The following is a 19,478-nucleotide window of genomic DNA, read 5'->3' on the forward strand; positions in this document are numbered from 1 at the left end:
CACATAGGACTCATAGCAAAAGAAGTTAAAAGGGTATTGATAACATAAAAAAGGTTCATTTTTTCTTTTCTTCTTTTTTATTCCCTTAGTGCAACTTCGCGTCTTCGTGTCTTTGTGGCTAGCGAAATTAATATACCTTTTAGTTCAACTGCAATGCTGGCAAGCGGTAATGCTGGCTATCATACACAAAAAGCTCCTCAATAATATAGTCCCAATATTTGTATAGCGGCGATTTTGACAAGTGAGCCGCTGCTTGCAACTTGGTGTCGCAGTTTAGGGTAATCCAGCTTGTTTGCGATTCCATGCTTACTGCATAGCTGTCTATGATGCCTTTGTTCATTAAATAGTTGATATAGGTACGGTGAGGAGGCACAAAAGTCATAAACTCATCATCCATTGTAAATTTTATAATTGCTTGATACTTTTTCATGTATTCTTTTTATACAGTTCTAAATAACAACTATTGTGCTGCCTTGCTTTTAATGGCAAACTGGCAATATTGGCACAACAATGTACGCATTAATACAATCAATAGTTATTCTTGCAAAAAAATATATTAGGTAACCAGATAGAAAAACTGCTCTTTGCTTAGGATATGCTATTGTCCTACATCAATCATCATTTATCTTTGTTTGTAGCTTATTAATTTAATAAAAAGATGCTGAAAGCTGTTTGTTTGCTGGTTTTGTCTAATATTTTCATGACGTTTGCCTGGTATGGCAATTTGAAAAATACGGGTTTGCCTTTGTGGAAAGCTATATTGGTAAGCTGGGGCATTGCTTTTTTCGAGTACTGCTTAATGGTGCCTGCCAACAGGTCAGGTTTTACCGATGGATTAAATGGCTTCCAGTTAAAAATTACCCAAGAAGTCATCACATTGGTGGTGTTTACCATCTTTGCCGTTTTGTATTTAAAAGAACCATTCCGATTCAATTACCTGATTAGCTTTTTGCTTATCCTGGGTGCGGTTTATTTTGCTTTTAAGAAATAGGTACAATTAATGTAAATTAGGATTTTGTAGCATACTGGACTTCGATAGAATTATATAAAACATTACATAATTCTGAAACGATTGTATCAATTTCATTTTTTGTAAGTGCTTCATGGTATAGTTTATTTATTTTACTATCACTTGCTGAATAACTTAACTCATATGCATTTTGAAAGAATTGAATCGTTATTTCACCCCCACTCAAACTTACTTCATTATTAATTTTGCGTAACCCTTTAGCATAGCAATTTAATGCCAAAAAAGGTTCCATATTTAATGGTGCAAGAGTAACCTGCCACAAACCGTTTGTAAAGTTATCAAATTCGTTGTTTATTTCATTAAATTTAAAACTTTCAGCCCTAATAAATGAAAAGTTCCCTTTTTCTACTTCTAACCCCTTAACAAATTCTATCTCCCTCGATATAAAAAGAGTATCAAAATTTTTAAGTTTTTCTTCCCAAGCGTGTGCTAATGGTACTAAAGTATTGAGAGCTACATTTTTAAGTGCATCATTGCCGTAAATAAGTTGTAGTCTCGAATTTGGATCTTCGCCTAATTGTCTTTTTAATAAATATAACTTTTTTTCCAAATCCCCTGGTTCTTCCAAGCTTTCTCCTCTAGCAGCTTTAATAGAAAGCTCTAAAGACCAGATAGCTTGTTCCCCAATATAGTTTACAAAAGATTCATAATCGCCAATATCTGCCAAATGCAAGACCCTTAAATAATTTGCTTTGTCTTCTGATTTAATAATAATAGGCGGCAGGTTGTTTTTAAGTAATACATAATTAATTAGCAACCGGGCTATTCTGCCATTGCCATCGTCAAAAGGGTGTATGCAGACAAATTTATAATGAAGCATGGCCGCTAAAGCCACAGGATGCAGGTTGTTTTCATTTGCCCTGTACCATTCTATTAGTTCCTGCATTTGTATTGGGGTATCAATCGGGGAAGCATACTCAAAAAGCTCGCCATTGGCAAGCCTTACAGAATTTGGATATTCTTTGTAATTGCCTATTTTTATCTGCCGCCTTGTTCCTTGCCCATCACCTGTTATGGCATCTTTCCAGAAAGGCCTTACTAAAATAATTTCATTTAGGTTTTTGATATGCTGTTCTGTAAGCGGCCTTTCAGTTTCTTTAGCCCAATCTTCTACCATGCGAAAAGCTACATCGTGGGCTTTCATTTCTTCATATTCCCGCATGGTATGGCTACCTTTTGTATCATCAAAAATGAGGAGCAGTTCCGTTTCCCCGTAAGTAAGCGTATTGCCTTCTAAATGGTTGGAATTATAATTAAATTCTAACCGGAATTTTTTATCTAATTTTTGCTTGTACTCAGGTTTTACAGGCTGTAGTTCCTTTAATAATTCTGCCAGCCTGTCAATTGTTTGTGAAATAGTACTCATGTAAAAATGAAAAGGATTTTATTAATATTGGGCAATTTACACATCTAATATAGCCAACCTTTCTGAAGTATTATATAATTTTATTTTTACGAGTTGCAAGTGCTATTTCCCTAAAAGGTATCATCCCCATCATAGGTGCAATTAACAAAGGGGCTACTAGGCTGCGGTAGCGCACGATAGCACCTGTAAAAGTAACAATATACCCATCTAGCAACAATATGCTCAAGGCAAAATAGAAACAGCAAATATAAAATGGCGGCATTAGTTTTTTATTACGGACGAGCCACAAGAAAGCAATTGTAATAATAAGATATATAATTATTTCAGCAAAAGACATGGCGTAAGCTGCATTTTTAATCTCGCTGATATGTGGCCTAAAGAAAGCAATGTCAATAGCAGTGGGCAGGTATTTTACAACGCTTTCAATGGTAGGGGCTAATACACGGGTTTTAATGGCCGATGCCCCATTTAGCAATAGGAATTCTTGGTGTTTATTTGTCAGGTAATACAAGGCATTGTAGCCATTGCCTAGCAAACTGATTATCATCAATGCTAACAGGCCTCCCATGTATACTGCTATAAAATAAAACTGGTGCCTTTGGTGGTTCCTGTCTGCCAGCCACCAGCTTGCCAGGGCTGGTACTAAGGCAAGGGCAAGGTAGTTTTTTATGAAAAAAATGAAAAGTATAGCCAAGGCAAAGAATAGGTAGTGTTTTGCAATTGCTTGTTTTTTAATCACTTTCTGGAAACTGTAAAACACGATGCCCAATGCAGAAAACAGCAAGCCATCTTTATGGATGCCGCTGCACCAAAACAAGAAAGAAGGCAATAAAAAAACACCAATAATCAATAGGTATTTATGGGTATTGCTATATGTTTTTACCAGTTTGTAAAATGCAACCAGTCCAAATAAATAACAAAAATTGAAAAAAACAATGTCGACATAATAGTTAGAACGGGTAAACACATTGGCAATGGCCAGCAATTTGATAATAATATTGTCTTTCAAATCGTTCCAGTACGAATTGGCGCCTACAAATAAGTTGCCCGCTTGTGCGTACCCATGCGAAACCAAACTTTTTACAAATAGGAGTGGTTCATGTAGAAGCAATTGTGTTTCTGGCAAGCTTTCCCTATAAAAACGCCATGTGTCTGCTGTGCCACTTTGTGACGGGAGGTTGAAATACAACCCATACAATACCCCTACGCCTACTTTGAGGCAGAATATACCAACCAACAAAAAAAGGCGTATGCCAGACTTCCTGAAAAATGTTACCCGTGTAATGATGAAGCAAAACAATAGTAAGTAAACCAAAAAAGGCAAGCAGTCAATTGTCATAAACCAACAGGGTTGTTGCTATAAAACATGAAAGTAAATAATAAAACCCATTATTGCTTGCTTATATTGGATGCTACTACTTCCTAAAAAATGGAAGCAGGAACATTTTAAACAGCATCAGTACTAGTACAATAACAAACATTAGGATGGATATGCGGTTCATGCCGTGCATATATTTCATCCATTGGGTGCGTTCTACGTTAGGATCCCTTTTCTTGATGTAAAGGTATTCTGCAAGTTGGTTCCAAATGCCCATATAGTTTATTTTTATATAGTAACAATAATGATGCAAGATAGTTGATGAATAACAACTAAATAAATTGGTCAACTTCCCGAAAATTCAAAACTTTCGCGAAGTTGGTACAATAAAAAACCTCCCCATTGCTAGGAAGGTTTTTTTATATAATTTATGCAAAAACTTATTTATTGATAAGTAGCTTTTAGCTCTACCCTTCTGTTTTTGCTACGTCCAGCTTCTGTTTTGTTGTCTGCAACTGGTTTTTCTGAACCATAACCTATCGCATCTAAACGAGTTACTGCTATGCCTTTCTTGAAAAAATAAGTCTTAATGGCATCAGCACGTTTTTGAGATAGTTTTTTATTTATTACAGCACTGCCCACATTGTCGGTATGCCCTTCAATAGACAGCTTGGTAGCAGGATATTTTTTCATGATTGCCGCAACCTCATCCAAAGGCTTGGTTGATTTAGCAGAAATAATAACAGACCCTAAGCCAAAGTAAATGCTTTTGGCAAGTTCATTTATTTTAGTTTGTATTTCTGGGCAGCCTGCGTTCGATTTTACGCCTGGTACCGTAGGGCATTTGTCTTCTTCATCATTTACGCCATCGCCGTCTGTGTCTGGTATTGGGCAGCCCATATAGCGTGCAAGACCCATTACCGTAGGGCATTTGTCTTCTTCATCGTTAATGCCATCGCCGTCAGTGTCAGGAACAGGGCAGCCATTGTATTTTGCAAGGCCAGCAACCGTAGGGCATTTGTCATTTTCATCATTTATGCCGTCTTTGTCAGTGTCAGGCACAGGGCAACCATCATATTTGGCTATGCCAGCAACCCTTGGGCACTTGTCTTTGCTATCTACTATACCATCGCCATCTGTGTCTTTCTCAACAACAGGTGGGGGAGGTGGCGTTGCAATAGCTTTTGGTTTCTTTGGTTCTACAATTGGGGAAGCGTACCCAATGCTGTAATTCAAGTTTTCAGCAGCAGCTCCGCCTACATGGTATCTGTAAGTGGTTTGCAAATAAAGGAACGACCCTTTCCCCACGTTTATTTGAATGCCGCCGCCAACTGGGGCATAAGCCATTAAATAATTCAAATTGTACATGGAACCACCAATGCCTGCTGTAAGGTACGGGTTGATAAGGGCTTTATCTGTAAACAATTTCAAATTCAAATGGGCATCTAGATCTGTTAAAAACCCTTCTTTGGTTGAAGTAACTTTGTTTTTGTAAGAATATTTTGCAAAAGTACCACCTAGTTGCCCCATGAAATCTAAATGGCTGGTAATGCCTTGAAAGTACGAAACGGATGCGCCTGGCAACAAATCGCTTTGCTTAGCGTATGTTTTATCTTTCCATGTTTTATTTAAAGATGTAGCACCAATACTCTGAGGCGTTACAAAGTCTTTCAAAAAAAAGCCAAACCCCACGGAAGGCAACCTTTTTAAACTTGTTGACTGGGCAAAAGTTTGCCCCAATAAACACAGTGCCAAAAGAGATAAAATTGTTCTTTTCATTCAGTTATTTTAATTGAGTAGGGCAAAAATACAGGTACAGAACCAATTTAAAGAAAATACTTAGGTGAGCAGCAGGTTTATTTATTCATATTTCTGCAATTATTTCAAAAAAATAGCTTTTGGTTAAAATATTTGATAGTGCAATAGGCTTTTTAATGAAAAAAAATTTAAAACTATATGCAAGTACCCCCTGAAATGTTGCCGGAAAATTAATAATTATATTTTCATAGGGGCTATCAACTTACTATCCATACCCAGCTTCAGTCCCAGCTGTTCACTGATATCCAAACATTAATGGGTGCATAAAAGTTTTTCGCTTTGTGGCGATATTCCCTAATCTTTAAAAACCTTATCTTTGTGCCAGAAATACACTTGCTAAAAAACCTAGATTAAATGTATTTTACAAGCTATCAACCAGTACTTGCATCAAAGTTTTTTTTTATTAATATTAAGATAGTTTTAGCTTAAAAAAATAGCCTTGTATTGATGGCTGTAAAATACGCAAAAATTACGCACGAAATGAGCATAAAATAAGCAAAAAGTATGCACGGATCACTCAAAAAATAGGCACAAAATACGCATAAAATTTTGCTGTTATTGTTGATAATCAATGACTTAAAGGCGAGAGGACGATTTTTTGAAAAATCGCAAATAGGAAAAAAGACCGAAAATTGTTAAAACTGAAACTATTTTAATAAAAAACCTAGAAAAAGTAATAGTGTAGAAATTGTATAAGTGTTCTCGTTTTGCATCCCATCTTCTTGTCCGTAGTGTGTTTGTTCCGGCTTTTGGGATAAGTGGGGGCAGGGTGTTACTAGGGTGTTTTTTCACTAAAAAGCGAAAAGCTTTTATGCACCCCCATTAATACAATTGTACATAATATTGTACAAAAAAACGTACTTTTGAAACAAGATAAAAATAAAAAAACATGAAAGCAATTTCCATATCTACATTAAGGAAAGGCATGAAAGAATACTTTGACTTTGTTTCCAATTCAAACGAAGTGATTGTTGTTCCAAGGAACAAGGAGGAGGATGCCGTTATAATAATGTCTATTCAGGAATATAATTCCCTAAAGGAAACTGAACATTTGCTTAGTACAAAAGCAAATAGGGATAGGCTACAGGAATCTATAAACCAAATTAGCGAAGGCAAAACCATTGCATATCAACTCGGCTAACACATTTTTATTAAGTATGAATATTGAATTTACTACTAGTGGCTGGGAAGATTTTAATTTTTGGCTTGAAAATGATGTGGATATTGCTTTTAAAATAAAAGACATGATTCGCTATATCCGCCAAGACCCATTTAAAGGCATAGGAAAGCCAGAACCATTGAAATTTGGATTAAAAGGATTTTGGTCTAGAAGGGTTACTGGTGAACACAGGATTGTTTATTGTGTTACTGGCAAAAAAGGGGTTGATCAGAAGTGTATCATTCTACAATGCAGGTTTCATTATGATGACAAATAACCCTTTCCTTTCCCTTAATGCTATATTGCCTTTGTTTTAAGCGTTGGTATCATGAACAATTACGATATTTTTATTATTGGTGCAGGCCCCATAGGGCTAGCCTGTGGCATTGCGGCAAAAAATGCTGGCCTTAGCTATGTGATTGTTGACAAGGGCTGCCTTACCAATAGCCTGTACAATTACCCGGCAAACATGACTTTTTTCTCTACCTCCGAAAAACTAGAGATAGGCAATGTGCCTTTTATGAGCCTGAATGCAAAACCCAATAGGCAGGAAGCAATAGAGTATTACAGGCGGGTGGTGCAGCTGCACCAACTGAACATACGATTGTTTGAAGCAATAGAAACAACAAATAGGGTAGGGGATGGCAGCTTTGAAGTGCAAACTACTAAGAAACGTTACAAAACTAAAAACATCATCGTTGCCACTGGTTTTTACGACATCCCCGTGCTGATGGGCGTGCCTGGTGAGGCATTGCCAAAAGTACTGCACTATTACAACGACCCGCATTTTTATGCTTTTCAAAAAATATTAGTGGTGGGGGCAAATAATTCTGCCGTGGATGTTGCTTTGGAAACCTGGCGTAAAGGCGCTCAAGTAACAATGGTTGTACGAAGCGAAGAAATAGGGCAGCGGGTGAAATACTGGGCTAGGCCTGATATCGTGAACAGAATACAGGAGGGTAGCATTAAAGCCTATTTCAATACAACAATGAATAGTATTACATCAAATACCGTAAACATTAACACCCCCGAAGGCATTGTAGAAATAGAAAACGACTTTGTATTGGCAATGACTGGCTACCAACCCAGTTTTGCATTGTTGGAGCAACTAGGCATAGAACTTAGCAATGATTCTATTCGCCAACCCTCCTACAACCCCGAAACCATGGAAACCAATCAGTCACATATATACCTAGCTGGAGTGGTTTGCGGCGGCATGAACACCCATAAATGGTTTATAGAAAACTCTAGGGTACATGCGGATATGATTGTAAAGAACATAAGTGGTCAGTCGTAAGTGGTGAGTGGTCAATGCAACAACTTCCCGAAAGTTTAAAACTTTCGGGAAGTTAATCCTAAGTCGTCACTTGTATGTGACAAGTACTGCCAACAAAACTTCTAGATTTATTCCACTAAATCATGCTTAGTGATTAAACTCACTTTTTGACGCTTATTAAAATATATAAATATAGTCCCCAAACTCATAATTCCACAGCTTGTTAACCAAAGCCAATACCCCAATTCGCGAGAAGTAATATTGGCGTAGGTTACTGATTCGTTTGCAGCTATTTTGGAAAACAATAAAAAGGATGCTGAAAATAAAACTGATAAAAAAGCGGCAATCGTAGAAAACAATGGTTTTTTAAACAACATAACCCAAGAATATAAAAGCAATGGGTTTGCAAGCCAAGAGGTTCCTGCTTTTCCAAAATCTAGCCAACCTATTAATAAGAGCAAAAATGCAGGTGTACCTTCACCTTTAATATTTTCATAGTAATCTGTCTTGAAGGCGTCTTGTGTAAGCGAAATTATAAATACAAGTATACTAGCAAACACAATAAGCTTTTTTGTAAGACTTGCTTTTTTTAATGCTTCCATGATTTTTGATTGATTATTAATAAAACGAAATAATAAAACTTTTCTTAAACTATAGCGGTATTTAATGATTTATGTACATATTGGTACTGACCACTTACTTCTGCCCGGCAACGTTCCCGGTACTTTTATTTCCAAAAAAAGTTACTCATTATTGCTGCCCCCTTATCTTTAGCACAAATACAAAATATATTATGATAGTTAACAGGAAAATCCTTACGCTGGATGAGTTTACCATCCAGCAGATGCGCCAGTTTCCCAGTGCCACTGGCGAGCTTAGTAGCTTATTGCGAGACATAGGCCTTGCCGCAAAGCGGGTGAATGTGGAAGTAAACAAGGCAGGGCTAGTTGATATTTTGGGCGATGCAGGGTCTGTAAATGTGCAAGGCGAAGATGTGAAAAAGCTAGACATTTATGCCAATAACCAGTTTATGGGTGTGTTGCAGCACGGCATTAGTTGTGCGGGCATTGGCAGCGAGGAGCTAGACGACTTTGTGGTATTTGACGATGAAATAAGCAACAACAGTAAATATGTTGTGCAGTTTGACCCATTGGATGGCAGTGGCAATATTGACGTGAACATATCCATAGGCACCATTTTTAGCGTATACCGCCGTATAAGCAAGCCAGGCGTGCCTTGCACAAAAGAAGACTTTTTGCAGCCTGGCAATAGGCAAGTTGCTGCTGGCTACATTATTTATGGTTCATCTACCATGTATGTATATGCAACCAAAAGGGGCGTAAATGGCTTTACCTTGGACCCTGCTATTGGCGAGTTTTGCTTGAGCCATCCAGATATTAAATGCCCGCCAAGCGGCAAAGTGTATTCTGTAAACCACGGCAATTTTTTCCAGTACAATGAGCATATAAGGGAATACATAAACGTTTGCCAGAAAAAAGACAAAACCAATGGTGGTCCCTACACCCAGCGCTATATCGGCAGTATGGTTGCCGATGTGCACCGCAACCTAATGAAAGGCGGCATTTTTATGTACCCGGGCACTACAGACAAGCCAGGCGGAAAGCTAAGACTGCTGTACGAATGCAACCCTTTTGCCTTTATAGTAGAAATGGCAGGGGGAAGGGCTACGGATGGCAAGCAACGGATCATGGACATCCAGCCCACCGAGCTGCACCAGCGCACGCCGTTTTTTGTAGGGAGCGTGGACATGATGGACGAGCTAGACACTTACCTAGAAAAAATTAAATAATCATATAGTTTATTTATAACACCATCGGCTTCTACAGTTTGTATGAAGCCGATTTTTTTTTTAGATTTGGCAAAGCATGTACATTTGGTTTTTATTCACTCAACCCAAAAAATCTTTATAGTTGAAGTATTCTTTTCTAGTGGCAAGGTTTGCGGGGTTATCTATTTTTTTGCTGATGCTAAGCCATCTGGCAGTTGCACAGCAAAGATTACCGCCAAAACAAATGACGTATATTGCCACGAACAAGCCCAATAGTATTTTTTACAATGATACTATTTACACGGGCAGTGCCGAATTCAGGCGATTGTTCTATAGGACGAGAGACCCACAGTTAATAGAATTGTACCAAATCCACCAGTTTAACAAGGTTACTGGCAGTGTGCTTGGTTCAGTAGGCACGGTTGCTTTATCTTTGGGGGCACTGTACGCTTCTGGCAACCATAAGGCAATAAGCAGGAGTGGGGGATGGGTAATGGCAGGTTCTGGCCTTGTTGCTGCAATAACAGGTGGGTATTTGCTAAACAGGGGCACGGGCAATTTAATCTTGGCAACAAGGGTATTCAATAAGAGATACGCTTTGCCAAGTGCAGCTATTGGTATCAGCGATAATGGGGTAGGGCTTGTAATGAAATTGTAATTAAGGTTTTGCAGGCTGCCAAAAATGCACAAAAAAGGGAAAAGAAGCTTACAACGTACAACTTAAAACGTATAACTTACAACGTACAACTATTAAGCATGGGCAAAGTAATTATAAAAGTAAACGGCTTGCACAAAAGCTATGGCAATTTCGAGGCCGTGAAAGGCATTAGCTTTGAAGTGCTGGAAGGCGAGATTTTTGGCTTGCTTGGCCCCAATGGCGCAGGCAAATCTACCACGCTGGAAATTATAGAAACGCTTAGGAACAAAACAAGCGGCGAGGTAGTAGTGGATGGGCTGGACTTGGACAAATCGCCAAGCGAAATAAAAAAAATAATTGGCGTGCAGTTGCAGGCAAGTGGGTTTTATCCCGGTTTAAATTTGGTTGAGTTAATCAACCTGTTTGCTGGCCTGTACAACGAACCAACTGATGCACTGGCATTGCTGGAAAAGGTAAACCTGAAAGACAAGGCAAAAGCAAAATTTAAAGAACTAAGCGGTGGGCAAAAACAGCGGTTTTCTATTGCTACCACCTTGATTAACAAGCCCAAGATTATTTTTTTGGACGAGCCAACCACCGGGCTGGACCCGCAGGCAAGAAGGAACCTTTGGGATTTAATTTTAGGCATCAGGGCGCAAGGTACAACGGTGATTATAACCACACATTACATGGACGAGGCAGAAGTGCTTTGCGATAGGGTTGCTATTATAGACAGTGGTAAAATAATTGCGATAGATTCCCCATCACAATTAATCGACAACCTTGTGGCTACGGGCTTTGAACGCCCTGTGCAGGTAAAAAAAGCAAACTTGGAAGATGTGTTTATCAACCTGACAGGGTATGCGATTAGGGAGGAGGGGTAGGTGTTCAGTCATAAGTCGTAAGTATTAAGTCATAAGTGGTAAGTAGTAAATAATAAAGCAAAACCCTGAAAGGGTTAAACAACAGTAGCCACGGGTGCAACCCGTGGTAGGCATTTATAGCAATTTTAAAGGCTTCTATATTGTTCCTAATAATAAAAGGCAATTACATCTTTGATGTCTTTTCTACGAGATATGCGGTTAAAAGTAAAAACTTAAAACTCAAAACATAAAACTTAAAACAATGAGCGATGCCCGTTACCCAATAGGTAAATACGTGCCTGAACCATACAGCGAAGAACAGAAAAAGGCTTGGCTGGAAATAATCCGCCAGTTGCCAGAGGCGATTGAATATGCTATCCTCAATTTGGATGAAGCCCAATTGAAAACCCCATACCGGGAGGGCGGGTGGTCTGTTATTCAACTGGTGCATCATGTTGCAGACAGTCATATTAATGCCTATATCAGGTTTAAACTGGGGCTTACTGAATTAAACCCTACTATAAAACCTTATGAGGAAAAAGAATGGGCTTTACTGGCAGACAATGACATAGTACCCATTAATGTTTCCATAACCTTGCTCCATGCCCTGCACCAACGCTGGTATGCAACCATAAAAGATTTGACTGACGAGCAATGGGAGAGGACAGTAGTGCACCCAGAGCATGGCAGGCAAATGAGCCTTTGGTTTTTACTGGGCATGTATGCTTGGCACAGCAAGCACCATGTAGCACACATTACTTCACTTAGAGAAAGAAATAACTGGTAAATATGCAAAGAGACTTGACATGGAAAACACTAGCATCGGAATATTTGTTGAAAGACACCTGGGCCACTATACGAATAGATACCTGCCAAAAGCCAGATGGTGTAATTATTGCCCCATATTATGTGTATGAATTCCCCAATTGGGTTACAGCCGTGCCATTTACAAAAGATGGCAGGATAATACTGGAAAGGCAATACAGGCACGCACTAGGCGAAACAATGTACGAGATACCTGGTGGCTGTGTAGACCCGTCTGACAAAAATTTTGAAGAAGCAATAGCAAGGGAACTTTTAGAAGAAACGGGGTATAAATTCGACAGTTTTGAATATTTGGGCAAAACATCGGCCAACCCATCTACCAATACCAACTTGATGCACATGTTTATTGCTTACGGAGGGGAAGAAGTGCAAGGGCAGGAGCTAGACCACGGGGAAGACCTTGAGGTTTTGATTGTAACAATGGAAGAATTTATAGAACTATTTGAGCAAGGGGCATTTATGCAATCAATGCATGTTACCTGCATTTATAATGCGTTAAGGAAAATAGGGAAGCTTCAATTGATATAAAAAAATAAGGGCCGTTGGGAACAACAGCCCTTTTTTCAACCCTAAACCCTTAAAAAACAATTAAAAGTAAGGAAATATCGTGCCACTTATTAAAAAATGATTAAAAAATGTTTTATTTTTTCCCATTTTAATAAATTATTGCTTCAAATCGGGTTGTTTGTAACTCAAAAATAAAAAAGTATGGTTTAATGCTACCAATTGCAGAAGTTTATAACTACTACTATCTTGCCAAAAACGAACACAGGCTGAAAGTAGTATTATATAAAAAATAAGAAAGCATATTGCTTCTTTTTCTAAGACTTTGTCTTTTTTTGTGTTTTAGTGCCTTTGTGGCAGATTTTCCAAATTATACTTCTGTGCATCTTTTTTTAAAAGCCTCACCACAATTTTGTCTATTGGCAAATGCAAGTCATCTTCTGTTAGTTTGTCCAATGCTATCCACCTCCTTACTTCGCTCTGCCCATTTGGGTCGGCGGTTTGCTCTGGGGCAAAGTCAAAAGGTATTGTTTTGGTTTCTAATAAGATAGGGTCTTTTGCCTGCACAAAATAATAAATGGCAACCATTTGGTGGGTACTGTTAAAAGCCGATTTTTGGTAATAGTCCGTTGTGTAAATATGCTCACCTATTTCCACGTCAAGCCCTGTTTCTTCTTTAAATTCCCGTTTTAGGCATTCCCTAGTGCCTTCCCCAAACTCTAAACCCCCACCTGGGAATTTCGTGAAATAATGCCCCCTTACATATTCGTCACTTACAAGCACCCTTTTTTGGCTATCTATCAATAAGCCATATACACGGATGGTAAAAGCAGCAACATTATCTACATTCAAAACAAGCATACGACAATACTTAAAAATAAAACTTACTAGAAATTAAACACTTCAGGTTGCACCTGCGGTCATTTTTATTCAACACTATTACATTTTTATGCAAATTTACCCATTTTGTTACTACCCAAAAACCAAAAATGTATTATCCATCGTTAGCCACTAAACCTTAATTTCGCAGCCTTAATAAAAAATTTTCTATTCAAGATGATTAGTGCAAGAAATATAACCTTGTCTTTTGGCAAAAGGGTGCTGTTTGATGAAGTAAACATCAATTTCACAAAAGGCAATTGCTATGGCATAATAGGTGCAAACGGTGCTGGCAAGAGTACTTTTATGAAAATACTGGCTGGGGAAATAGAACCCAATAAGGGCACAGTGGAAATTACTCCTGGCGAAAGGCTAGCCGTGCTGAACCAAAACCAATTTGCATTTGACGAAGAAACGGTTTTGAACACGGTATTGCTAGGCCATAAAAAAATGATTGAGGTAATGAAAGCGAAGGATGCCATCTACATGGATCCTGATGCTACTGAGGACGATTACATGCGTGCCAGCGAACTTGAAGGCGAGTTTGGCGAAATGGGCGGTTACACTGCAGAAAGCGATGCGGCTACTTTGCTGGGCAGCTTGGGCATAGATGAACAATACCACCAAAGCCTGATGAAAGATATACCCAGCAACTTGAAATTGCGGGTATTGCTGGCACAGGCATTGTTTGGCAACCCAGATATTTTGTTATTGGATGAGCCTACCAATGGGTTGGACATTGAAACAATAGGCTGGTTGGAAAATTTCTTGGCCGATTACGAAAACATTGTGTTGGTGGTGAGCCACGATAGGCACTTTTTAGATACGGTTTGTACGCATGTGTCGGATGTGGACAGGAGCAAGATTAAAACCTATACGGGCAACTATACTTTCTGGTACGAGAGTAGCCAATTGGCCGCCCGTCAACAGAATGACAAGAACAAAAAGAACGAAGACAAGCGAGCTGCTTTGTTAGATTTCATTGCTCGTTTCTCTGCCAATGCCTCTAAAAGCAAACAAGCCACCAGCCGTAAAAAAGCCTTGGAGAAATTGACCATTGATGAAATTGAACCCAGCAACAGGAAATACCCTGGTATCATCTTCCAGCCATTGCGGGAAGTGGGCAACCAAATATTGAACGTGGAAAACCTAAAAAGAACGGTTGATGGCAGGACATTGTTTGATAAAGTGAATTTTAGCGTAAACAAAGGCGATAAAATAGCCTTCTTAAGTAAAGATCCATCGGCAGTTACCAGCTTCTTTGAAATAATCAATGGCGACATGGTGGCTGATGGCGGAAAATTTGAATGGGGTACAACTGTTACCAAAGCCTACTTACCTGTAGAACACAATGATTTCTTTAAAAGCGGCGAGACATTGCTTGACTGGCTGCGCAATTTTGTACCTGCTCATGTAACAGATGCTGACGAACCTTTCCTGCGTGGGTTCTTTGGTAAAATGTTGTTTAGTGGCGACGATATTATGAAGAAAACCAATGTGCTAAGCGGTGGTGAAAAAGTACGTTGCATGGTTAGCCGGATGATGTTGCAAAACCCGAATTGTATTGTTTTGGACCAACCTACCAACCACTTAGATTTGGAAAGTATCCAAAGTTTCAATGAAGGTTGTAATACATTCCCAGGCATTGTGTTGCTAACATCGCATGACCATACCTTTATGCAGACAGTTGCCAACCGCATTATAGAATTGACACCTAAAGGCATCATCGACCGATTAATGACCTTTGACGAATATATGGAAGACAAGCGTGTGAAGGATTTAAGGTTAGAGATGTATGCTTAGTTTATTTAAGTAGCAAAATATGATGGAGGCTGCCCTAGTTATTAGGGCAGCTTTTTATTTTAAACAAGGGATTAGCACTTTACTTCTTTTTTCTTTTTACCAATTGCCCCTTTGTTTTTTACTTTCATTATATATTCCACGGCATCGGGTACTTTGCAGGCAGTGCCGTTCATGTTTACTTTTACAAAGCCAATTGTTTTAGCCGCAGCAATTGCATCTTCTGTCATAGGGGCTACATAGCTGCCTAATGCTATTACAAAGCCGTTCATTTTATGCCTTACTCTATTACCTGCACTATGAATTGTTTGTACTATCCTGCCTAGCATTTCCTTTAAAAAAGGGATGTCTAATTGTTCATCAGGTGTTAGTGCTACATGGCAGCTTAATGTTGCCCATCCAGCAGTTGCTATAAGCGGTTCTGGATTATCAATCCATTCCAAAGCTAACTCATAACCATATTTTCCTTGCGAAGCCACCCAAGGTACTGTATACTCATAGATATTGCTTGATTCAGCTTGCCTTACCCACTGGTTCAAATCTTCTTTGGTCATTTGGTTGTCGTCAGTTACAAGCCCAGCCAAATACATCGCATCGGCATTGCCCGTTGCATACAGTTCCTTGGCAAGAGGGTAGTTGGTTTTAATTTTCTTTTGCAGCTTCTTTAGGTTTTCAATCTTTACACCAAAAAAAGGCTCTTTTATGCCGTGTTTCAGCCATATTTTTTTTACGTTTTCTTCACCCATAGCTTGCAGCTCGGCCATGGTTTCTTCAAGTGTAGGCATGGTGCTTGTTTTTATAATTATATTCCCTACCCCTTCTTCTTAAACGGGTTAAACCCTTTCAGCAACCCTTTTCCTGCTTCTTCTATTGTCTTTTTAGGGTCAACGGGTTGGCCAGTGCTGTCTTTCTTGTTTAGCAACTGGTTGGCAAGCTGTGTTTTTGCTTGTTCCACCAATTGTTGTTTCACAGCGGCAATAGTGTCTTTTACGGCAGAGGTTACTGCTTTTTTGGTGCTGTCTATTTTTGCTTGGGCAAAGTCGGTTACTTGTTGTTTCAAGTCGAGGGCAAGGCTGCTGGCAGCTTGCTTCAAATCTGTTTTCACGGTTGGGTTGTTCATAAAGCCACCTAGTTTCACTTGCAGGTTCACAATGTCCGCCAGTTTCACAGGCACGCCTTTGCTAGCGGCTTGGGAAGCGAGGTTATTGATTAGGTTATTTCCTTGCGTACCCATGAGGGAGCGTGGCAGTTTTAAGTTCACGGTATAGTCAATCGATTTGTCAAACCCGTTTAGCCCGCCAATTTCCATGTCTATATCTTTCACTTTTACATTAAATGGTTTTATCAGCACTTTGCCATTGGCAAATTCAAACACGCCTTTTAGGTCTTTCAGCGAAATATCTTGTGTTAGTTGATTGATATTAAGCGTTTGGGCCACTTTTGCCACTGGTGCAAATTTGCTCAACACGCCTTGTATCAACAGCATATCACCATTGCCCGATAGGCTGTTCATGTCTGGCATCATATTGTCGCCCAGTTTGCCTTTCATAGTAAACTGCGAGCTTACTTTGCCACCTAAATATTGCCCAACGGGCATTATTTTCTGCACCGTATTAAAGGTGTAGAATGTTTTTTGTATATCCACATTCGTTAAATTATACGTCAACGAAATATCTGGTTTCTTTTTGTCTAGTTTGGTAGAATAGTAGCCACTAACCGCCATTTGCCCGTCCAGCGCATTACCTTTAATATTGTTTAGTTTCACCGTTTCGTCTGCAATTTGCATGGCACCAGAAAGGTTTTGCAAAATCAGGTTGTCATATACTACTTTGTTTATTACGGCATTCAGTGTTAGGTTTAGGTTGGCAGGCACTAAAAAAGGTGCGGCGGCAGGGGTGTTTTTGGTAGCCGTGTCTGTAGAAACGCCCATTAATTCATTCAAATTTACATCGCCCGCTTTTAGAGTTACAACGCCCTCCAATGGTTCATTTTTCAGCGCATAAGGTATCAGGTTGTTGATGTAGCCGTTGGCAGCAAAAGTTGTTTTCATGTATTGGCCGTCCATATTGCTAAGGGTTACGTTCTGCGGGTTAAACGTCATCAACATATTGTTGATTTTAACGCCTGAAGGGTAATCTTTGGAAGCATAAAAGAAATTACCTAACCCAATCGTGCCCTTTGCATTAAACTTGTCGTATTGCTTGCTTTTCAATGTGCTTGCATTGCCATTCATTGATGCGTCGGCAGTTAACAAGCCAGCCAGTTGCGTGCCGTCTTGCAGTTTTACAAATTTGGTTACTTTAGATAAATCTAGCCTCCCCTTAGCAGCCGCATCTATATACATATCCGTAACAGGGTTTTTTACCAGCACTTTAAAGTCAAAAGGCTCGCCCGCCATTTCTATATGCCCTTGTGGCACATCAATCACTGTATGGTCAGTAACTCCGTCTGGATTGTCCACTTTCACAGCGAAATTGATATTTTTTACCGCCTCTGGCAATTCGGGGTATTGGAAGAAACCGTCTTTTACTTCCAAGTTCAGTTGGTAGGCTGGTATTTGCTTGCTGTTGTAATTGCCTTTTACAAAACCATTCAGCAACGCAGAACCGCTGGTTTTGATGGAAGCAAAATTGTTTTGGTAAATAGCAGGCACAAAAGATAAGATATTTTTAAAATCGGTGGACGGTGCTTTGAAATGGATGTCCATGCCATAGGTAGTGTCGTTCACAAATTGGAAGTAGCCGCCCGTGCTGAGTTGTAAGGCGTTCAAAGCTATTTTGTCTGTCTCGAATGTGTATTTTTTGTTGGGGTTGTCTATCGTAATGTCTAGGTCTATGCTGGTTTTTATTTTGTTCAAGTAAGGCACACCGCCAAAGCTAAAGTTGAGCGTGTCGGCCGTGGTTTTGGTAGATAGCGTAAACAAGTCAGAAGTAAAGTCGCCCTTCCCGCTGTGTTCAAGGTTAACTATTTCCATGTTCATGTTCATGCCTTTGTCTATATAGCTGATATAGCCATTGTGTATAGCGTATGCTTGCAGGTTCAATTTGAAAGGCTTGCTTTCTGTGGTGGTTGTTGTGGTGTCTGCCGAAGGTTTTGTAATGTTCCAGTTGGCACTGCCATCTTTCAGGGCAATGGCATGGATACGTGGCTCGTCTAGGTTGATGGTATATATTTTCATTTGCCCACCGCTGATAACGCTCATCAAATCCAGCGAAACATCAAAACTTTTCACGGACAAAAGCGTGTCGGAAGAAAATTGATCATTGCCCACCACCTGCAAGCCATGCAAATCCACGGACAACTTAGGGAAATGCCTGAAAAGCGACAAGTCCACATTGGTAAAGTCAACCTTTGCATTTAGATTTTTATTGATCTGGGTTTTAACGGTCTCAATTATTTTCCCTTTAAAAATAAAAGGGATGGCGGCCGCCGCCACTACCACAATCAACAAAACAATCGCAATAATTTTCAATATTTTCTTTACCATGATTTATAGTTTTTACACTCGCTGCCAAATTAAGAACTATTTGCAAACATTGGCGGTTAATTGTTTTTTAATGTGGGTAAAATAATCGCTAAAACTTATATTTCTAAAGACTTTTATACAACTTTTAGCAACTTTTTTGTACATAACTTCCAAATCTTTTTTATGTTTGAAATGGCACAAAAAGTTATGAAACAAATTATATGCGATAAAATTTTCACGGTAGCGGAGTATATTCATTATGAATTGGCTTCCGAAAGCCGCCATGAATTTATAAACGGGCAATTATTTGAAATAGCAGGGGGAAAAGATATTAACAATGAACTAGCTTTAGCATTGGCATTTATGTTAATGCAATTGCCGAAAAGCAAAGGGTATCAAGTGTATGCAAATGACGTGAAAATTGGCATCCCACATGAAGCGAAATATTACTACCCCGATGTTTTTGTAACCAAAGAAGCAAAGACGGAAGGGAATAAATACATTAAATCTGAACCAGAATTAATTATAGAAGTGGTATCCGAATCAACACAAATAAATGATTATGTCGATAAATACATCAACTATACAAAAATCCCTTCCCTTCAATATTATATGATTGTAGAGCCTGAAACAACTTTGATAACCCTTTATGCCCGTGAAAATGGCGGATGGGTAACACATAAATATACCAATAAGGAAGATGAAGTGCAACTTCCATTTTTAGGAATAGCTTTGCCTTTAATAAAGA

At 39.1% G+C, this 19,478-nt stretch carries 20 protein-coding genes; 11 read left to right on the top strand and 9 right to left on the bottom strand.

Annotated elements, in window-relative coordinates; genetic code table 11:
• Positions 1 to 139 precede the first annotated feature (139 nt).
• Positions 140 to 430, bottom strand: coding sequence for a hypothetical protein (locus ACHFIY_RS03830; RefSeq protein ID WP_410844739.1), 291 nt, complete (start codon positions 428 to 430; stop codon positions 140 to 142).
• A gap of 228 nt (positions 431 to 658) precedes the next feature.
• On the opposite strand from ACHFIY_RS03830, the gene ACHFIY_RS03835 reads away from it, so the two are divergent.
• Complete coding sequence (locus ACHFIY_RS03835; RefSeq protein ID WP_410844740.1) at positions 659 to 991, top strand: DMT family protein; 333 nt, start codon at positions 659 to 661, stop codon at positions 989 to 991.
• A gap of 16 nt (positions 992 to 1,007) precedes the next feature.
• On the opposite strand, the gene ACHFIY_RS03840 is transcribed toward ACHFIY_RS03835, so the two are convergent.
• The 4 genes from ACHFIY_RS03840 to ACHFIY_RS03855 all read right to left on the bottom strand — a co-directional run bounded on the left by ACHFIY_RS03840 (position 1,008) and on the right by ACHFIY_RS03855 (position 5,493).
• Positions 1,008 to 2,192: a Fic family protein gene (locus ACHFIY_RS03840; RefSeq protein ID WP_410844741.1), complete on the bottom strand. Its 1,185-nt coding sequence runs from the start codon at positions 2,190 to 2,192 to the stop codon at positions 1,008 to 1,010.
• Positions 2,193 to 2,466: 274 nt separating this feature from the next.
• Positions 2,467 to 3,735 (bottom strand): hypothetical protein, encoded by a 1,269-nt coding sequence (locus tag ACHFIY_RS03845; protein WP_410844742.1) that lies wholly within the window; start codon positions 3,733 to 3,735, stop codon positions 2,467 to 2,469.
• A gap of 76 nt (positions 3,736 to 3,811) precedes the next feature.
• Positions 3,812 to 3,991, bottom strand: a complete 180-nt coding sequence (locus ACHFIY_RS03850; RefSeq protein WP_410844743.1) for a DUF6728 family protein — start codon at positions 3,989 to 3,991, stop codon at positions 3,812 to 3,814.
• A gap of 167 nt (positions 3,992 to 4,158) precedes the next feature.
• The gene (locus ACHFIY_RS03855; protein WP_410844744.1) at positions 4,159 to 5,493 is read right to left on the bottom strand and encodes an OmpA family protein; all 1,335 of its coding nucleotides are present in this window, start codon (positions 5,491 to 5,493) and stop codon (positions 4,159 to 4,161) included.
• Between the two features lie 928 nt (positions 5,494 to 6,421).
• On the opposite strand from ACHFIY_RS03855, the gene ACHFIY_RS03860 reads away from it, so the two are divergent.
• From ACHFIY_RS03860 to ACHFIY_RS03870, 3 genes are read left to right on the top strand one after another with little or no spacing between them, the layout of a single operon-like run.
• Positions 6,422 to 6,673: a type II toxin-antitoxin system Phd/YefM family antitoxin gene (locus tag ACHFIY_RS03860; protein WP_410844745.1), complete on the top strand. Its 252-nt coding sequence runs from the start codon at positions 6,422 to 6,424 to the stop codon at positions 6,671 to 6,673.
• A gap of 16 nt (positions 6,674 to 6,689) precedes the next feature.
• On the top strand, positions 6,690 to 6,968 hold the full coding sequence (locus ACHFIY_RS03865) for a Txe/YoeB family addiction module toxin (protein WP_410844746.1): 279 nt from the start codon (positions 6,690 to 6,692) through the stop codon (positions 6,966 to 6,968).
• Positions 6,969 to 7,019: 51 nt separating this feature from the next.
• Entirely contained in the window at positions 7,020 to 7,988 is a 969-nt protein-coding gene (locus ACHFIY_RS03870; RefSeq protein WP_410844747.1) for a YpdA family putative bacillithiol disulfide reductase, read from the top strand.
• A 107-nt stretch (positions 7,989 to 8,095) separates the two neighbouring features.
• On the opposite strand, the gene ACHFIY_RS03875 is transcribed toward ACHFIY_RS03870, so the two are convergent.
• Positions 8,096 to 8,569 carry a hypothetical protein gene (locus tag ACHFIY_RS03875; RefSeq protein ID WP_410844748.1) on the bottom strand — a complete coding sequence of 158 codons (474 nt, stop codon included), beginning with the start codon at positions 8,567 to 8,569 and terminating at the stop codon, positions 8,096 to 8,098.
• A gap of 191 nt (positions 8,570 to 8,760) precedes the next feature.
• Here ACHFIY_RS03875 and fbp point away from each other — a divergent pair, with 191 nt between their 5' ends.
• The 5 genes from fbp (at position 8,761) to ACHFIY_RS03900 (ending at position 12,609) form a co-directional block, all read left to right on the top strand.
• The gene (fbp, locus tag ACHFIY_RS03880; RefSeq protein WP_410844749.1) at positions 8,761 to 9,777 is read left to right on the top strand and encodes a class 1 fructose-bisphosphatase; all 1,017 of its coding nucleotides are present in this window, start codon (positions 8,761 to 8,763) and stop codon (positions 9,775 to 9,777) included.
• Positions 9,778 to 9,898: 121 nt separating this feature from the next.
• Positions 9,899 to 10,414, top strand: coding sequence for a hypothetical protein (locus ACHFIY_RS03885; RefSeq protein WP_410844750.1), 516 nt, complete (start codon positions 9,899 to 9,901; stop codon positions 10,412 to 10,414).
• 98 nt (positions 10,415 to 10,512) lie between these two features.
• On the top strand, positions 10,513 to 11,277 hold the full coding sequence (locus tag ACHFIY_RS03890) for an ABC transporter ATP-binding protein (protein ID WP_410844751.1): 765 nt from the start codon (positions 10,513 to 10,515) through the stop codon (positions 11,275 to 11,277).
• A gap of 241 nt (positions 11,278 to 11,518) precedes the next feature.
• Positions 11,519 to 12,043: a YfiT family bacillithiol transferase gene (locus ACHFIY_RS03895; protein ID WP_410844752.1), complete on the top strand. Its 525-nt coding sequence runs from the start codon at positions 11,519 to 11,521 to the stop codon at positions 12,041 to 12,043.
• A 2-nt stretch (positions 12,044 to 12,045) separates the two neighbouring features.
• Positions 12,046 to 12,609: an NUDIX hydrolase gene (locus tag ACHFIY_RS03900; RefSeq protein ID WP_410844753.1), complete on the top strand. Its 564-nt coding sequence runs from the start codon at positions 12,046 to 12,048 to the stop codon at positions 12,607 to 12,609.
• Positions 12,610 to 12,927: 318 nt separating this feature from the next.
• On the opposite strand, the gene ACHFIY_RS03905 is transcribed toward ACHFIY_RS03900, so the two are convergent.
• Positions 12,928 to 13,446, bottom strand: coding sequence for an NUDIX hydrolase (locus tag ACHFIY_RS03905; protein ID WP_410844754.1), 519 nt, complete (start codon positions 13,444 to 13,446; stop codon positions 12,928 to 12,930).
• Between the two features lie 195 nt (positions 13,447 to 13,641).
• Between ACHFIY_RS03905 and ACHFIY_RS03910 the strand changes: the two genes are divergently transcribed.
• Entirely contained in the window at positions 13,642 to 15,267 is a 1,626-nt protein-coding gene (locus tag ACHFIY_RS03910; RefSeq protein ID WP_410844755.1) for an ABC-F family ATP-binding cassette domain-containing protein, read from the top strand.
• Between the two features lie 71 nt (positions 15,268 to 15,338).
• Here ACHFIY_RS03910 and ACHFIY_RS03915 read toward each other — a convergent pair whose 3' ends face one another.
• Positions 15,339 to 16,049, bottom strand: a complete 711-nt coding sequence (locus tag ACHFIY_RS03915; RefSeq protein ID WP_410844756.1) for a DNA alkylation repair protein — start codon at positions 16,047 to 16,049, stop codon at positions 15,339 to 15,341.
• Between the two features lie 26 nt (positions 16,050 to 16,075).
• Positions 16,076 to 18,751 carry an AsmA-like C-terminal region-containing protein gene (locus ACHFIY_RS03920; RefSeq protein WP_410844757.1) on the bottom strand — a complete coding sequence of 892 codons (2,676 nt, stop codon included), beginning with the start codon at positions 18,749 to 18,751 and terminating at the stop codon, positions 16,076 to 16,078.
• A gap of 186 nt (positions 18,752 to 18,937) precedes the next feature.
• Here ACHFIY_RS03920 and ACHFIY_RS03925 point away from each other — a divergent pair.
• On the top strand, positions 18,938 to 19,478 hold a 541-nt coding region (locus tag ACHFIY_RS03925; RefSeq protein ID WP_410844758.1), incomplete at its 3' end, for a Uma2 family endonuclease.

Source organism: Parasediminibacterium schistidii (assembly GCF_046546515.1).
Classification (GTDB): domain Bacteria; phylum Bacteroidota; class Bacteroidia; order Chitinophagales; family Chitinophagaceae; genus Parasediminibacterium.

Excerpts from the sequence above, each read along its gene's own strand:
- ACHFIY_RS03830 (WP_410844739.1), bottom strand. The coding sequence starts at position 430 with ATGAAAAAGTATCAAGCAATTATAAAATTTACAATGGATGATGAGTTT.
- ACHFIY_RS03835 (WP_410844740.1), top strand. The coding sequence starts at position 659 with ATGCTGAAAGCTGTTTGTTTGCTGGTTTTGTCTAATATTTTCATGACG.
- ACHFIY_RS03840 (WP_410844741.1), bottom strand. The coding sequence starts at position 2,192 with ATGCGGGAATATGAAGAAATGAAAGCCCACGATGTAGCTTTTCGCATG.
- ACHFIY_RS03845 (WP_410844742.1), bottom strand. The coding sequence starts at position 3,735 with ATGACAATTGACTGCTTGCCTTTTTTGGTTTACTTACTATTGTTTTGC.
- ACHFIY_RS03850 (WP_410844743.1), bottom strand. The coding sequence starts at position 3,991 with ATGGGCATTTGGAACCAACTTGCAGAATACCTTTACATCAAGAAAAGG.
- ACHFIY_RS03855 (WP_410844744.1), bottom strand. The coding sequence starts at position 5,493 with ATGAAAAGAACAATTTTATCTCTTTTGGCACTGTGTTTATTGGGGCAA.
- ACHFIY_RS03860 (WP_410844745.1), top strand. The coding sequence starts at position 6,422 with ATGAAAGCAATTTCCATATCTACATTAAGGAAAGGCATGAAAGAATAC.
- ACHFIY_RS03865 (WP_410844746.1), top strand. The coding sequence starts at position 6,690 with ATGAATATTGAATTTACTACTAGTGGCTGGGAAGATTTTAATTTTTGG.
- ACHFIY_RS03870 (WP_410844747.1), top strand. The coding sequence starts at position 7,020 with ATGAACAATTACGATATTTTTATTATTGGTGCAGGCCCCATAGGGCTA.
- ACHFIY_RS03875 (WP_410844748.1), bottom strand. The coding sequence starts at position 8,569 with ATGGAAGCATTAAAAAAAGCAAGTCTTACAAAAAAGCTTATTGTGTTT.
- fbp (WP_410844749.1), top strand. The coding sequence starts at position 8,761 with ATGATAGTTAACAGGAAAATCCTTACGCTGGATGAGTTTACCATCCAG.
- ACHFIY_RS03890 (WP_410844751.1), top strand. The coding sequence starts at position 10,513 with ATGGGCAAAGTAATTATAAAAGTAAACGGCTTGCACAAAAGCTATGGC.
- ACHFIY_RS03895 (WP_410844752.1), top strand. The coding sequence starts at position 11,519 with ATGAGCGATGCCCGTTACCCAATAGGTAAATACGTGCCTGAACCATAC.
- ACHFIY_RS03900 (WP_410844753.1), top strand. The coding sequence starts at position 12,046 with ATGCAAAGAGACTTGACATGGAAAACACTAGCATCGGAATATTTGTTG.
- ACHFIY_RS03905 (WP_410844754.1), bottom strand. The coding sequence starts at position 13,446 with ATGCTTGTTTTGAATGTAGATAATGTTGCTGCTTTTACCATCCGTGTA.
- ACHFIY_RS03910 (WP_410844755.1), top strand. The coding sequence starts at position 13,642 with ATGATTAGTGCAAGAAATATAACCTTGTCTTTTGGCAAAAGGGTGCTG.
- ACHFIY_RS03915 (WP_410844756.1), bottom strand. The coding sequence starts at position 16,049 with ATGCCTACACTTGAAGAAACCATGGCCGAGCTGCAAGCTATGGGTGAA.
- ACHFIY_RS03920 (WP_410844757.1), bottom strand. The coding sequence starts at position 18,751 with ATGGTAAAGAAAATATTGAAAATTATTGCGATTGTTTTGTTGATTGTG.